Origin of the sequence: Amycolatopsis sp. NPDC006125 (assembly GCF_040614195.1) — a bacterium.
GTDB lineage: Bacteria > Actinomycetota > Actinomycetes > Mycobacteriales > Pseudonocardiaceae > Amycolatopsis_E > Amycolatopsis_E tucumanensis.
The window spans coordinates 1-13,895 of sequence record NZ_JBEXTZ010000012.1 but is presented as its reverse complement, the minus strand read 5'-3'; the positions used below and the strand labels follow the sequence as shown (position 1 = coordinate 13,895).

Genomic DNA, 13,895 nt, shown 5'->3' with positions numbered 1-13,895 from the left:
GTAGTGATCCGTCAAGCCAGTACATTTTCAGCTTGAATGTTTCAAGCTTGATGCTTTACGGTCGGACGCATGATCACCTCTTCCGACGAGCGCCTGCGACGGCAGGCCGGCATCCACTCAGTGCGGCTGGGCGACACGAAGGTGACGTTCGTGCCGGACGGCGTCGTGCACCTGCCGGCGCGCGGCTGGCTGCCGGACACCACCGACGAGTTCTGGCACGCGCACCCGGAGTACCTGGACGACTCCGGCCACCTGGTGGCCAGCATCGGCGGGCTGCTCGTCGAGCACGGCGACCGCGCGCTGCTCATCGACGCCGGCTTCGGGCCGGAGTCCCTGCCGCCCGATCCGGGCACCCCGCGCGGCGCGATCCGCGGCGGCGCGCTGCCCGCGAACCTGGCCACGCTCGGCCGGTCCCCGTCGGAGATCGAGGCGGTGGCGTTCACGCACCTGCACGCCGACCACACCGGCTGGGCCTGGCACCCCGCGCCCGACCGGCCCGTCTTCGCGCACGCCGACTACGTGGTCGCCGAACCGGAATGGGCCGCGCGCGACGCGATGGCACGCGACATCGCCGCGCTGGCGCCACAGGTCCGCACGGTGCGCGACGGGGAGGAGATCTTCCCCGGCGTGCGGATCCGGATCAGCTCGGGTCACACCCCGGGGCACGCCGAGTACGTGATCACCGGCGGCGGGCAGCGGCTCATCGCGTTCGGCGACGCGCTGCACTCGCCGGTCCAGGTGGACCACCCGGAGTTCTCGGCGGCGGTCGACCACGATCCCGTCCACGCCGCCGCCCATCGCGCCCGCCTCGTCGCCGAACTGTCCGAACCGGACACGATCGGGTTCGGCATCCACTTCGCCGACGTGGTGTTCGGGCGGGTCCGGCGGGACGGCGGCGCACCGGCGTGGCATCCCCTTCCCCCAACCGGGGATCACTGATCGAACTCGCTCGGTCACCGGATAGCGTTTGCCGTGTGAAGACGTCGACAGTGATCGCGATCGTGCTCGGCGTGCTGCTGTCCTTCGCCTCCGTCGCCGGCGCGGCCGGGTACCTGTGGTCGCAGGGCAGCGACGCGCCGCCGCCCGCCCCCGGCCTGCCCGCCGTGTGGCCCGGCAAGGACGGCGAACTGCCGCGCCGCGTGCCGATGCCCTCCGGCGAGATGCTGGCCGCGCTGCCCGCGGGCAGTTCCGGTCACGTGCTGTGCCAGGCGTTGTCGGAGCAGCGCTGGGAAGCGGTGCTCGGCGGGGCCACGCTGCGCGAGGTGCGGGGCAGCGTCTGCCACCTGGTCACCGGGAGTCTCGACGTCACCCTGCGCCTCGACAACGTGCCCGCCACCCTGCGGTCGCCGCAGTCGGTGACGGTGTCCGGGCGGGCCGCGGAGGTCGAGTCGAGCGGCACCGTCAACGCGCGGCTCAACGTCCACCTGGTCGACGACGCGCCCAGTGGCGAGGTCCACCCGTACCTGCGCTTGGACATCACGCGATACGCCGTCACGCGCCCGGGCCTCACGCTGGATGACCTCGCCATGTCGATCGCGCGGGACGTCATCGACACGACCATGGCGCCCGGCCCGGACCTGCCCGCGCAGGGCCGCGACGCGGTGATCGCGATGCGGACGACCGAGCCGGTGCCGGGCTATGGCATCCAGGACGCGCCGTGGCCGGTGGTGTCGTGGCAGCTGTGTACGCAGCTCGCGAAGGCGATGGGCACGAGCCCGTCGACGGCGAAGCCGAGGTTCGACGGCCGCTGCACGGTGCGCACGGTGCAGGCGACCCTGACGGACGACGTGACGCCGCGCGCGTACCCCGACACGCTGGCCGGCCACCCCGCCCTGATCACCGACGAGGTGGTGGCGGTGAAGCTCGACGAGAACTCGAGCCAGGAACTGGCGTTCACCGGCACAGGGCGCGACCTGAAGTCACTCGCGGAGACGGTGCTACCCGCCCTCCTCGGACGCTGAGCCCCAGCGTCCGAGCACCGGTGTGCCCGACGGGGTGTGGACGGTCAGGTCACTCGGGTGATCCAGGCACTCGGCCCGAAGGTCGCCCCCACACACGTCACAAGTCACGACACCGAGCGACGCCCGGGCACCGGCGCGTCAGGCGGCCTGCGACCGGTCCGAGCGGCGCCGCGGGTTGAGCACCCGCAGGCCGGCCAGCCGCACCGGCGTCGTCATGCCGCCTCGGCGGGCCAGCACCGCCGCGCACGCCACGGCGGCCACCGCGGAGATCACGCCGCCGATGAGGAACGGCGACCGGCCGCCGAAGGTGTCGGCCATCCACCCCACCATCGGGCCGCCGACGGGGTTCCCGCCGATCAGCACCAGCACGTAGAGCCCCATGACGCGGCCGCGCATCTCCGGGCTCACCGACGTCTGCACCAGCGAGTTCGCCGTGTTCAGGAACGTGATCGTGGCGAACCCGAGCGGGATCAGCGCGATGCCGAACGCCAGGTAGGTCGGCATGAACCCGGCGACGAACTCGACCGCGCCCAGGCTGAACGCCGCGATCAGCAGCAGCCGCACGCGCGGACGGCCCCGCGCCCCGCGCCGGGCGGCCATCAGCGAACCCGTGAACGTCCCCACCGCGAGCAGCGTGGACAGCAGCCCGTACCCGTCGGCCTGCGTGCCGAACACGTTGCCGGCCACGATCGCCAGCGACGTGAAGAACGTGATGCCGAAGGTGCTGACGAAGAACACCAGCACCATCAGCGAAACCAGGTCCGACCGCCCGCGCACGTAGGCCAGCCCCTCGCGCAGCTGCCCCTTGGCCCGCGCGACGGCCGGGCCGCGGAACAGCTTGTCCGGGTCCATCAGAAGCAACCCAGTGATCACGGCCAGCGTGCTGACCGCGTTCGCCAGGAACATCCAGCCGGTGCCGACCCACGTGATCGCGAACCCGGCGATGGCGGGCCCGACGATCCGGGCCATGTTGAACACCGACGAGTTCAACGCGACCGCGTTGGTGATCTGCTTGCGCCCCACCATCTCCGCGACGAACGACTGCCGCGCCGGCACGTCCAGCGAGCTGAAGATGCCGAGCACGAAGCACAGGAGGTAGACCTGCCACAGCGTCACCACACCGGACACGTCGAGCAGCCCGAGCACCAGCGCCTGCACGCCGATGCCGCTCTGGATCGCGATGCACAGCTTGCGCTTGTCCACCCGGTCGGCGAGGACACCGGCCCACAGGGACAGCATCAGCGTCGGCAGGAACTGCAGCGCCACCGCGATCCCCAGCGCCACCGGGTTGTTCCCGGACAGCTCGAACACGAGCCAGTCCTGGGCGATGCGCTGCATCCAGGTGCCGACGTTGGAGATGATCTGGCCGGAGAAGAACAGCCGGTAGTTGGGCACCCGCAGCGAGGCGAACATGCTCGCCTTCGGCTGCGCCTTCTCCTCGGGCTCCGCGGGCTCAGTGGGTTCCGGGGCCGCGGCGGCGGCGGACTTGGGCCGCATCCGGCCGGACGGCGCGGTGCAGGCGGCGCGGTCGGCGGGTGGCGCCTGGCCCCGGGTACCTGTGTTCGTCAGTTCGGACTGTCCGTCAGTACCCGTGTTGAAGCCCACCGTTATTCGTTCCCCGCCATCCTGTCGATGATCTCGGCGGCGCGGGCGAGCACTTCCCGCTCCTCGCCGCTCAGTTCTGCCAGCTTCCGGTCCAGCCAGGCCTCGCGCACCGAGATCGTCTCCCCGACGAACGCCAGTCCCCGCTCGGTCAGTGCGACGATCGACTGCCGCCCGTCCGTCGGGTGCGGGCTCCGCTCGACGAACCCGAAGTCCTCCAGCGCCGCGATGACCCGGGTCATCGACGGCGGCTGGACGCCTTCCTTCGCCGCGAGCTTGCCCGGCGTGAGCGGTCCGCACTTGTGCAGCGTGGACAACGCCGCCAGCTGCGTTAGCGAGACGTTCTCGTCGGTGCGCTGCGCCCGGAGCTTGCGGTTCAGCCGCACCACCGCGAGCCGCAACCGGCTCGCCAGGGCAGGCTCCCGCATATCGGACACATAGTTAGCATACCTTACGATCAATCGACCCCGCGGGTGAAATCGATCGCATCACCGGCGACGGTCGAACCAGGTGACCACCACGCCGTTGTCGAACGACTTCCGCTCGGTGACCGCGAAGACCGTCGGGTCGAACTTGCCGTCGACCATGGGGATCCCGTCCCCGGCGACCACGGGGTAGCTCTTGACCACCATCCGGTCGATCTCCGGCCACACCGCCCCGGCCAGCTTGCCGCCGCCGCAGAGCCAGATGTCCTTGCCCTCCTCCTGCTTGAGCGCGCGGACCAGGCCGAGCGGATCGCCGGCGACGACCGTGACCGCAGGGTCCGGGGAGGGGCCGAACGTGCTCGACACGACGTACTGGCGCAGGTGCGCGTACGGGCTGGTGAACCCGAGATCCAAGCCGGGACGGTAGGCCCCGAGTCCCATCACGACCGTGTCGAACTGCCGATTGGGCGCGTCCTCCAGACCGAACGCGGCTCTCATCATCGTCGGAACGGTCTCCGGGAACCGCTCGTTCATCCACGCGCTGTACGCGGCGGCCTGCCCCTCGTCGCCCTGCGGGTAGAAGTCGTACTCGCCGCCGGGACCCGAGATCCGGCCGTCAATGGTGACCGCGATGTAGTAGACCAGCTCTCGCATGAAGTGCTCCATCCGTAGTACTATGTCTGTAGTGGTTCGACCGTAGTACTACAACTGGAGTGGTGTCAAATGGTTCGCAGGAACGAGGAGCGGCGGGCGGCACTGCTGGACGCCGCGATCGAGGTGCTGGCCGCCGAGGGCGCACGCGGGCTGACGTTCCGCGCCGTCGACAAAGAGGCCGCGGTGCCTGCCGGCACGGCCTCCAACTACTTCGCCAACCGCGACGACCTGCTGTACCAGATCGCCCAGCGGTTCTACGAGCGCATGGAACCGGACGCCGCGACGATCGAGCGGCAGCGGACGGCGCCGCGGGACCGGGCGACCTACACCCAGCTCATGCGCGAACTCGTGGCACGGATCAGCGCGTTCCCCAGCGGCTACCTCGCGCTGCTCGAACTACGCCTGGAAGCCACCCGCCGCCCCGAGCTGCGCAAGCTGCTGACCGAGCGCGTGCGCGCCGACGTCGACGCGAACGTGACCTACCACGAGCAGTCCGGGCTGCCCGGCGACGCGACCGCGGTGCGGCTGCTGATCCTCACCCTCAGCTGGATGATCGTCGAGCAGCTCACCCTGCCGGACGTGTACGGCGAAGCCGAGCGGGACGAGCTCATCGCGGCCGCGGTCGAGCGGCTCGTGGCGGAGTGACTCAGCCGATCGCGTCCTGGATCGGCCCGACCGCGAAGTAGGCCACGAACGCCACGGCGATGACCCACAGCAGCGGGTGCACCTTGCGCGCCCCGCCGGTCACCGCCTGGATCACGACGTAGGAGATGAACCCGACGCCGATCCCGTTGGTGATCGAGTAGGTGAACGGCATGACGACGATCGTCAGGAACGCGGGCAGCGCGATCTTGAAGTCGGTGAAGTCGATCTCCCGCACCTGGCTGATCATCAGCGCGCCGACGACCACCAGCGCGGGCGCCGCGGCCTCGACCGGGATCACCTCGTACAGCGGCGTGAAGAACATGGCGGCGAGGAACAGCAGCCCGGTGACCACGTTGGCCAGCCCGGTCCGCGCGCCCTCGGCGATGCCGGACGCCGACTCCACGAACACGGTGTTGGAGCTGGACGAGCCGACACCGCCGGCGACCGCGCCGAGGCTGTCCACGAACAGGGCCTTGCCGGTGTTGGGCAGCTCGCCGTCGCGGTCCAGCAGACCGGCCTCCTTGCCGAGGCCGGTCATTGTGCCGATGGTGTCGAAGAAGTCGGTCAGGATCAGGGTGAACACGATCAGCGCGGCGGTGATGGCCGGGACCTGCACCCACGCGTCGAAGTTCACCTTGCCCAGCAGCGAGAGGTCCGGCAGGCCGGCGATCTGGTCGGGCAGCGCCGGGTATCCGAGGTTCCAGCCCTTCGGGTTGGTGCCGCCCGCCGGGCCGGCGTTGACGATCGCCTCCAGGATGATCGCGATCACGGTCGCGACCAGGACGCCGATGAGGATCGCGCCGCGGACCCGCCGCGCCACCAGGACACCGGTGATCAGCAGCCCGATCACGAACACCAGCGTCGGCCAGCTCGCGATCGACCCCCCGATGCCCAGCCCGACCGGGACGGTGGTGTTCGCCGCGTCCGGGATTCGTCGCACGAAACCGGCGTCCACCAGGCCGATCAGCGTGATGAACAGGCCGATGCCGACAGCGATCGCGGCCTTCAGCGCGGGCGGCACGGCGCGGAACACCATCGTGCGGACGCCGGTGAGCACCAGCACCAGGATGATCAGGCCGTTGAGCAGCACCAGGCCCATCGCCGCGGGCCAGCTCATCTGCGGCGCGACGCTGACCGCGATCAACGAGTTGATGCCGAGCCCGGTGGCCATCGCGAACGGGTAGTTCGCCACGACGCCCATCAGGATCGTCATGACGCCCGCGATCAGCGCGGTCACGGCCGCCACCTGCGGGACCGGCAGGATGTTGCCGAACAGGTCCTTGTGGGCGCCCGCGTCCTGGGCCGAGAAGCTGCCGATGATCAGCGGGTTGAGCACCACGATGTAGGCCATCGTGACGAAGGTGACCAGCCCGCCGCGCACCTCGCGGCCGACGGTCGACCCGCGCTCGGTGATCTTGAAGAACCGGTCGAGCCCGGTCCTGCCGCCCTGCACAGCCATGCAACCTGCCTTACCTGGTGCCACTGGGATGACCCGCGGGTAGCCTTCCTGACGTGGCCGATCCGATCAACGCCGGGGATGTTAAACGTCCGTTGCTTCCGGTGCCCGAGTTACCCGAGCGGCTGGTGGTGCTCTACCCGGTCGTCGTGGTCGGCACACTCGTGTGGTTCACCGGGTTCGCCGTGCTGGGCGCGCTGCGCCTGTTCGACGTCGGCGGCCCGGCGGACGTGTGGATGTGGACCTGCCTGTCCGGCGGGGTGCTCGGGCTGATGGGGATGGGCATCATGAGCTGGCAGCGCTGGGCGCGCCGCCACGGCTCGCGCAGCGCCCAGACCGGTCTCTAGAGCAGGTAGGTCGTCGTCGCGGGGTCGTTCAGCACGGCTTCCACCAGGTGGCGATCGGACCAGCGGCCTGCCGCCCAGGCGAACGCGCGGGCCAGCCCTTCGGGTGAGTCCTCCGCGTGATGTTCCCCGTGAAACGTCCCACTTTCGACCCACCACGGCGTGGCGCGCTTGACTCCGTCGACCTCGACGGTCAACTCGTCGTGCACCACGAGCCCGCCCTCGGGCAGCGGGATGTCCAGCAGCTCCGCGGCCAGGACCAGCGCGGTCATCTCCGCCCACGGCACGAACTCGCCGTCGCTGCTGACCCGGGCGTCGGCGTGCTCGGACAGCAGCGGGATGTCCAGCAGCTCGGCCAGCGCGGCGACGTCCGCGCCCGGCGAGGCGGCGACCAGGCGTTCCGGCGCCCACACCGCACCCAGCCACGGCAAGTCCAGCACCGCGGTGCGCTCGGCGTCGACCACGGACCCGTCGACCGTGCGCACCCGCTCCGGCGCGTCCAGCTCGGCCCACTCCAGGTCCGCGGCGGCCAGCACGGCGTGCGCCCGCAGGATCAGGCCCGGCGGGACCTCGCGGTCCGAGTCGCCGAGCCGGTCGAGCAGGTCGGCCGCGTCGTCGAGGTTGCGCACGGCCAGTTCCGACCGGACCCCGGCGGCGGCCAGCACGTCCGCGCGCACCCCGACGTCGGGCACCGGGTCGTACAGGCCGGTCAGGCTCGCCGCGTCCGGCAGCCGCCACTCGGCGGGCGCGCGGCCGGCCAGCAGCGCGTTGCGCTCCAGCCACGCCGCGGACGGGCTGTCCGGCATCGTCAGCGCCTGCCAGGTCTCGCGCTGCCCGGCGATCAGCCGCAGCGCCTGCGGCCAGGCGTCGTCGGCGACGAGGTCGAGGTCGCGGATCTCCGGCTGCTCGTCCTCGTTCGGCGCCACCAGGAACTCGTCGAGCACCCCGAGTTCGGTGAGCACCCTGGTCGGCCACTGCTCAGCGAACTCCGCGTCCAGCACGGAGAACGGACCGTCCTCTTCGAACACCTCGGGGTCGAAGACCTCGCGCAGCGGCGAGTTCGGCAGCACCAGCTCGTCGGCGCGCCGCCAGCCGTCCGCCGACGGCAACGCGAGCGCGCCCAGCCCCTCCGCGGAGGTGTCGGAAACCAGTCGTAGCACGGCTTCCGCGAGCGGACGGGTGTCCAAACCGGACTCGGCGTCGGCCACGCTGCGGTCGATCGCCTCGCGCAGCGCGGGCGCGTCGAGCAGGTCCGCCGCCTCCGCCTGCTTCGCGCCGAGGCGCTCCAGCAACGGGTGCGCCGCCTCCGGGTGGACCAGCCGCAGCCCGCCCACGTCGGCGTCGGCGAGCAGGTCGAGAAGCTCGGACGCGCCGAGCAGCAACGCGCCGCGCGGACCGGGCAGCGTGCGCCCGTCCGCCAGCGGCACCGGCAACGCGCCCAGCTCGTCCGCGGTCACCTCGTGGTTGTCCAGCAGCGGCAAGACGGCGTCGTACAGCGAGCGCCACCACTCCGGGTCCCGGTCCACGCCGATCAGCAGGTCGACCAGGTCGGCGACGTCGAGCCGGTCGGCGTCGACCGTCGCGAGGAGCTGCGCAGGCTCGTAGCCGCTGATCCCGGCGAGCCCGGGCACGACACCGGCGAGCAGCTCCAGCAGCCGCGGGGACTCGACCGACAGCACCCGGGCACTCGACGGCACGAGGTCGTCGCCATCGGCCGCGGGCAGCCACGCCTGCGTCGCGAGCTGCCTGCCGACCAGCTCACGCAGCTTGCCGTCCACTTCGGACAGCGGGAAACCCGCTTCCGGCACCAGGTCCAGGCGTTCCTCCGGCGCGAGCTCGCGCACCAGGGCCGGGTACTCGCGGGCGGCCGCGGCGAGCGCCTCGTCGGCGCCGGGCAGCACCCGGCGGCGGGACGGCTCCAGCGGCACCGTCGCGATCAGCCGGGCAGGCAACGACAGCCGCTCGTCGGTGGGCGTCGGCGCGTGCAGCACGTCCTCGGTCAGGCGCCCGTCGACCGGCTTCGCCCACACCACGTTCTCGCCGACCCTGGTCAGCCAGCGGACCGTCCCGGACGGGGTGGACAGCTCCACCACACCATCCACTTCGGACCGCGCCCACTCCGCGCCGGGCGCCTCGATCCGGGCCAGCCAGGGCAGGGACAGCAGCAGGTCCTCGGCTTCGTCCCGCAGGCGGGCCAGCAGCTCGTCCGCGTCCACGCCCTCGCGCAGGGGCAGCCGGACCTCGGTGTCGAAGCCGTCGGGCAGGTCCTCGTCCACCGGCCACGGCAGGCGCAGCACCGGCACCGCGCCGTCGCGCCCGGCGGCCTCCCTGGTGCGGGCCTCGGAGAACGCGACGCCGCCGGTCCGCGAGATCACCCGCGGTTCGCTGCTGACCGCGAGCACCGCCGCGAAACCGACGCCGAACTGGCCCACGGTGTCGCCCTGCTTGGCCGACGCCCGCAGCGAAGCCAGCGACGCCACGCCGGCGGCGTCGAGCGGCGCGCCGGTGTTGGCGACGCGGAGCTCGTCGCCTGCCACGGACACCCGCAGCGTGCCGGGAGTGCCGGCGAGCGCGGCGGCGTCGGCCGCGTTCTGCGCCAGCTCGACGAACAGCCGGTCGCGGTAGCCGCCGACCCGCAGGTCGGTCTCGGCGTTGGTGTCTTCGGTGAACCGGGTCGGCGAGTCCCGCCAGGCCCGCAGCACCGAGGCCCGCAGCGCCTCGGTGCCGAACGGATCACTCAGCTGACTCACTCACCGTCTCGGCGTCCGGGGTCGCGCCCGTCTCGGTCTTCGGCTCCTCGACCGGCTCCATGTCCAGCAGCGAGTCGTCGTAGACCAGCTCGGCGACCGGCACCGACGAGGTCACCTCGACCTCGACCTCGGAGTGCGCGCCGCAGCCGTACTCGGCGTGCACGACGTTGCCGTCCGCCGGGGCGATCTCGTTGCCGCACACTCCGAAGGCGGCGCGCAGCGAACCGGCCAGCGGGAGGTAGAAGCCGCACGTGCCGCAGTGGGCCGGCGCGCTGCGCGCCATGTCCGACCGCGGCCCGAACTCGCCGCGGTGCCACCGGGTGGCGGCCTCCTCGCGGCCGAATCGGGACAGGACGTGCACCCGGCCGAGCCCGGCCTCGTGCGCGACCTCCTCGACCGCCGGGTCGTCGGACTGGAGGTACGCCGGGACCAGTCGCGGGTCGTCCTTGTCCGGCGGGAGGATGTCGCCGACGCCGAGGTCGCCCGCCCGCACGCGGCGCTCCCACGGCACCCACTGCGGGGCGATCAGGGCGTCCGGGCCCGGCACGAGCACGACCTCGCTGACCGTCACCGGGGCGTCCGCGCCCGCGCTCGCGACGGTCACCGACCAGCGCCAGCCGCGGTAGCCGGGCACGTTGGCCTCGAAGAGGTGGCTCGCCGACACCGCGTCCTCACGCGACACGCCGACGTGCGCCCCGACCTGCTCGGCCCCCGCCTCTTCGACCGCGACCTCGCGCGCGAGGTCGACTGCCTCGGCGAGAGCGCGCTCCACGGAGCCGTCGTCCAGGGTGAGCAGCAGCGTCATACCCCAATTGTGCCCCGCGCGCCTCCGGCCGCCGTGTCAGGGTGGAGGCGTGCGCACCCTGATCACCTTGACCCTCGCCACGGTCGTCGCGCTCGCGGGCTGCGCGGCGGCCGCACCGCCCGCGCCGGCCGCGGTTCCGCAGCTCACGGTGCAGGTGCTGGAGACGCTGCCGCACGATCCGGCGGCGTTCACGCAGGGGCTCGAGTTCTCCGGCGCCACCCTGTACGAGGGCACCGGGCTGGTCGGGCAGTCGTCCGTGCGGGCGGGCGCGCCCGGGCAGCCGCCCACCACGCGCGTGGACCTGCCCGCGCCGCTCTTCGGTGAGGGCATCACCGTCACCGGGCCGACCCTGTGGCAGCTGACCTGGCAGAACGGGGTCGCGATCGAGCGGGACGCGCGGACGCTCGCCGAGCTGCGGCGGGTGCCCTACGACGGCGAGGGCTGGGGGCTGTGCCACGACGGCGGCCGTCTGGTGATGAGCGACGGCTCCGACCGGCTCACTTTCCGCGACCCGGCGACGTTCGCGGTGACCGGCGAGGTCACCGTGCGCTACGGCAAGCAGACCTTTTCGCAGCTCAACGAGCTGGAGTGCGCCGGCGGCGCGGTGTACGCGAACGTGTGGCAGACCGACCGGATCCTGCGGATCGACCCGGCGACCGGCGAGGTGACCGGGCAGATCACCGCGGCCGGGCTGCTCACCCCGGCCCAGGCATCGGCCGCGGACGTGCTCAACGGCATCGCCGCGATCCCCGGCACGGACGAGTTCCTGATCACCGGGAAGCTCTGGCCGGTGATGTTCCGGGTGAAATTCGTGCCCGCTTCCTGATCACCGAGCGCGTCGGCCCAGGAATACGGCAAGATTGACGTGTGGGGCGCAAACGGAAGTGGACACCGGCACCGGGTGCCGGGCAGCCGTGGCGCGCCCAGGGGCGCTTCTACCCGGAGTCGGCCGCGGTGCCGAACGCGGACGAGGCGCCGACGAGCGCGTTCCCGGCAGGCGGGCGCACACCCCCGCCGCCACCACCGCGTGGCGCGCGGCCATACCCGCCGCGGCAGGGCCCGCCGCCCCAGCAGCGGCCGTGGCACAGCGAGCCGCCGCCCCGCCGCACCGAACCGCTCTACGAGCACTACAACACCGACGGGTACGCGGACAACAGCGCGCGCGCGGAGCCGGAGCCGGCGGCAGAGCACCGCACGGAGGCGACCGCCGGGCCGCTGCCCCGGATGCCGAAGAAGCTGACCGTCACCCGCGTCGCCGCGCTGCGCAGCCGCGAGCTGGGCGGCCGCGCGGTCGGCATGTTCCAGCGCGCGACGAAGGCCGACGGCGCCGACAAGTCCGGCCTCACCTCGCTGACGTACGCGGTGATGCTGAACTACGCCAGCGACGCGGCGATGGCCATCGCGCTGGCCAACACCCTGTTCTTCGCGGCCACCAGCGGCGAGGGCCGCGGCAAGGTCGCGCTGTACCTGCTGATCACCATCGCGCCGTTCGCGCTCGTCGCGCCGGTCATCGGCCCGCTGCTGGACCGGATCCAGCGCGGCCGCAGGCTGGCGATGTGCCTCACCTCGGTCGGCCAGGTGCTGATGGCCGTGCTGATGGCGCTGCACTTCAACGACTGGGGCCTCTACCCCGCCGCACTCGGGAAGATGGTGCTGTCCAAGTCGTTCACGGTGCTGAAGTCGGCGGTCACCCCGCGGGTGGTGCCGCCGGACATCACGCTGTCGAAGACCAACGCGCGGCTGACGGTGTTCGGGCTCGCGGCGGGTGGTGTGTTCGGCGCCATCGCCTCCGGCGTGAACGCGCTGTTCGGGTCCGCGGGCGCGCTGTGGTTCACCGCGTTGATCTGCGCGGCGGGCGCCGTGCAGGCGATGCGGATCCCGGCGTGGGTCGAGGTGACCGAGGGCGAGGTCCCGGCGACGCTCAAGGCCCACCCGGCGAAGAAGAAGAAACGACAGCCGCTCGGCAGCGACGTGGTGCTCGCCCTGTGGGGCAACGGGACCATCCGCATCCTCACCGGGTTCCTGATGATGTTCGCCGCGTTCGCCGTGAAGGCGCAGGCGGAGCAGACCGGGCAGACCCCGTTCATGCAGCTGCTGCTGCTCGGCCTGATCGGCGGCGCGGCCGGGGTCGGCGGGTTCGTCGGCAACGCGCTGGGGTCGCGGCTGAGCTTCGGGCACCCCAGCCAGGTCGTCCTCGGCTGCGTGGGCGCGGCGCTGGCCTCGACGATCCTCGCGGCGGTCATGGCCGGGATCGTCACGGCCGCGATCGTCGGTCTCGTCGGCGCGACGGCCAGCGCGCTGGCGAAGATCAGCCTCGACGCGGTGATCCAGCGCGACCTGCCGGAGGAGTCGCGGGCGTCGGCGTTCGGCCGGTCGGAGACGGTGCTGCAGCTGGCGTGGGTGTTCGGCGGCGCGATCGGGCTGCTGCTGCCGCCGACGTACTGGATCGGGTTCCTGGTGGTGTCGATCCTGCTGGCGGTGGGGCTGGCGCAGACGTTCCTGCTGGAGCGGGGCTCGTCGCTCCTGCCGGGGCTGGGCAGCAGGCGGGACCGCAGGCCGGCGCGGACCGGCAACGGGGCCGCTCCGCGGGTGCAGTGAGCCGACCCGTAGGGTTTCCGGCATGCGGCGAACTTTGCTGTTGCTGTCGGCCGGGGCGCTGGCGCTGACCGGGTGCTCGGCCACGGTCGGCCCGCCCGAGGTCACGTTCTTCGGCGACGGCCACACGGTCAACGCCGAGCCGATCGTGAACTGCGACGCGCTGTTGAAGTCGTGCTCGGAGAACCCGGACGCCGCGGTGAGGCTGAAGGTGCGCCCGGGCAAGCCGGTGCAGATCTCCGTGCCGTCCGAGATCGGCGACACGCCCTGGCTGGTGAACGTCCAGTACGCCAACGCCAAGGGCGAACTGCAGCCGGTGAAGCAGCAGTTCTTCTCGCCCGGGGACAAGCTGGCCTACACGGCCACCGGAGCCGCGCCGGACGACCAGCTCGTGGTGGTCGAGGTGCAGCAGCTCGGGGCTGCGTATGCGGCTGATCAGGCTGGGAATCCGATTCTCGATGAGAACGGGAATCCGCAGTTGGTGGCGCGGGCGTTCTGGTCTCTTCAGGTTGAGCCGGGTTCGTAGGGCCCGCTACGCGGGTGTTTAGGGCGCCGGGCTTCGCTTCGCTACGCCCGGATCTGCCCCTCCCGAACCCGATCTTTCAGTGTTCGGTTGCCGAGAAGTCGCGTCAAGGCGGGAAAGCGTAACGTGAACCGA

Annotated in this window: 13 protein-coding genes; 7 read left to right on the top strand and 6 right to left on the bottom strand. The window is 72.0% G+C overall.

Going from position 1 to position 13,895, the window contains the following annotated elements; genetic code table 11:
• Positions 1 to 69: 69 nt before the first annotated feature.
• Both ABZ193_RS08820 and ABZ193_RS08815 read left to right on the top strand, forming a co-directional pair.
• Positions 70 to 939, top strand: coding sequence for an MBL fold metallo-hydrolase (locus ABZ193_RS08820; RefSeq protein ID WP_237338980.1), 870 nt, complete (start codon positions 70 to 72; stop codon positions 937 to 939).
• Between the two features lie 35 nt (positions 940 to 974).
• Positions 975 to 1,961, top strand: coding sequence for a hypothetical protein (locus tag ABZ193_RS08815; protein WP_237338981.1), 987 nt, complete (start codon positions 975 to 977; stop codon positions 1,959 to 1,961).
• 138 nt (positions 1,962 to 2,099) lie between these two features.
• Here the strand turns inward: ABZ193_RS08815 and ABZ193_RS08810 are convergent, their stop codons facing one another.
• The 3 genes from ABZ193_RS08810 to ABZ193_RS08800 form a co-directional block, all read right to left on the bottom strand.
• On the bottom strand, positions 2,100 to 3,374 hold the full coding sequence (locus ABZ193_RS08810; RefSeq protein WP_237338987.1) for an MFS transporter: 1,275 nt from the start codon (positions 3,372 to 3,374) through the stop codon (positions 2,100 to 2,102).
• A 194-nt stretch (positions 3,375 to 3,568) separates the two neighbouring features.
• Complete coding sequence (locus tag ABZ193_RS08805; protein WP_020416895.1) at positions 3,569 to 3,991, bottom strand: MarR family transcriptional regulator; 423 nt, start codon at positions 3,989 to 3,991, stop codon at positions 3,569 to 3,571.
• Positions 3,992 to 4,051: 60 nt separating this feature from the next.
• The gene (locus ABZ193_RS08800; protein WP_354709454.1) at positions 4,052 to 4,642 is read right to left on the bottom strand and encodes a dihydrofolate reductase family protein; all 591 of its coding nucleotides are present in this window, start codon (positions 4,640 to 4,642) and stop codon (positions 4,052 to 4,054) included.
• Between the two features lie 69 nt (positions 4,643 to 4,711).
• Here ABZ193_RS08800 and ABZ193_RS08795 point away from each other — a divergent pair, with 69 nt between their 5' ends.
• Entirely contained in the window at positions 4,712 to 5,287 is a 576-nt protein-coding gene (locus ABZ193_RS08795; protein WP_020416897.1) for a TetR/AcrR family transcriptional regulator, read from the top strand.
• A gap of 1 nt (position 5,288) precedes the next feature.
• Here the strand turns inward: ABZ193_RS08795 and ABZ193_RS08790 are convergent, their stop codons facing one another.
• Positions 5,289 to 6,746, bottom strand: a complete 1,458-nt coding sequence (locus ABZ193_RS08790) for an NCS2 family permease (protein WP_354709452.1) — start codon at positions 6,744 to 6,746, stop codon at positions 5,289 to 5,291.
• A gap of 101 nt (positions 6,747 to 6,847) precedes the next feature.
• Between ABZ193_RS08790 and ABZ193_RS08785 the strand changes: the two genes are divergently transcribed.
• Positions 6,848 to 7,090, top strand: coding sequence for a DUF2530 domain-containing protein (locus tag ABZ193_RS08785; protein ID WP_020416899.1), 243 nt, complete (start codon positions 6,848 to 6,850; stop codon positions 7,088 to 7,090).
• On the opposite strand, the gene ABZ193_RS08780 is transcribed toward ABZ193_RS08785, so the two are convergent.
• Together ABZ193_RS08780 and ABZ193_RS08775 are read right to left on the bottom strand one after the other, a co-directional pair.
• On the bottom strand, positions 7,087 to 9,837 hold the full coding sequence (locus ABZ193_RS08780; RefSeq protein ID WP_354709451.1) for a molecular chaperone Hsp90: 2,751 nt from the start codon (positions 9,835 to 9,837) through the stop codon (positions 7,087 to 7,089). The genes ABZ193_RS08785 and ABZ193_RS08780 overlap by 4 nt on opposite strands.
• Positions 9,821 to 10,642, bottom strand: a complete 822-nt coding sequence (locus tag ABZ193_RS08775; protein WP_354709450.1) for a DUF3027 domain-containing protein — start codon at positions 10,640 to 10,642, stop codon at positions 9,821 to 9,823. The genes ABZ193_RS08780 and ABZ193_RS08775 overlap by 17 nt, the downstream gene beginning before the upstream one ends.
• 49 nt (positions 10,643 to 10,691) lie before the next feature.
• On the opposite strand from ABZ193_RS08775, the gene ABZ193_RS08770 reads away from it, so the two are divergent.
• Genes ABZ193_RS08770 through ABZ193_RS08760 form a run of 3 tightly spaced genes read left to right on the top strand, consistent with a single transcriptional unit; the run spans position 10,692 to position 13,763 of the window.
• Positions 10,692 to 11,468 (top strand): glutaminyl-peptide cyclotransferase, encoded by a 777-nt coding sequence (locus ABZ193_RS08770; RefSeq protein ID WP_354709449.1) that lies wholly within the window; start codon positions 10,692 to 10,694, stop codon positions 11,466 to 11,468.
• Between the two features lie 41 nt (positions 11,469 to 11,509).
• Entirely contained in the window at positions 11,510 to 13,240 is a 1,731-nt protein-coding gene (locus ABZ193_RS08765) for an MFS transporter (protein ID WP_354709447.1), read from the top strand.
• 22 nt (positions 13,241 to 13,262) lie between these two features.
• On the top strand, positions 13,263 to 13,763 hold the full coding sequence (locus ABZ193_RS08760; protein WP_027935695.1) for a DUF2771 family protein: 501 nt from the start codon (positions 13,263 to 13,265) through the stop codon (positions 13,761 to 13,763).
• The last annotated feature ends 132 nt before the right edge of the window (positions 13,764 to 13,895 follow it).

Excerpts from the sequence above, each read along its gene's own strand:
- ABZ193_RS08820 (WP_237338980.1), top strand. The coding sequence starts at position 70 with ATGATCACCTCTTCCGACGAGCGCCTGCGACGGCAGGCCGGCATCCAC.
- ABZ193_RS08810 (WP_237338987.1), bottom strand. The coding sequence starts at position 3,374 with ATGTTCGCCTCGCTGCGGGTGCCCAACTACCGGCTGTTCTTCTCCGGC.
- ABZ193_RS08805 (WP_020416895.1), bottom strand. The coding sequence starts at position 3,991 with ATGCGGGAGCCTGCCCTGGCGAGCCGGTTGCGGCTCGCGGTGGTGCGG.
- ABZ193_RS08800 (WP_354709454.1), bottom strand. The coding sequence starts at position 4,642 with ATGCGAGAGCTGGTCTACTACATCGCGGTCACCATTGACGGCCGGATC.
- ABZ193_RS08795 (WP_020416897.1), top strand. The coding sequence starts at position 4,712 with ATGGTTCGCAGGAACGAGGAGCGGCGGGCGGCACTGCTGGACGCCGCG.
- ABZ193_RS08790 (WP_354709452.1), bottom strand. The coding sequence starts at position 6,746 with ATGGCTGTGCAGGGCGGCAGGACCGGGCTCGACCGGTTCTTCAAGATC.
- ABZ193_RS08775 (WP_354709450.1), bottom strand. The coding sequence starts at position 10,642 with ATGACGCTGCTGCTCACCCTGGACGACGGCTCCGTGGAGCGCGCTCTC.
- ABZ193_RS08760 (WP_027935695.1), top strand. The coding sequence starts at position 13,263 with ATGCGGCGAACTTTGCTGTTGCTGTCGGCCGGGGCGCTGGCGCTGACC.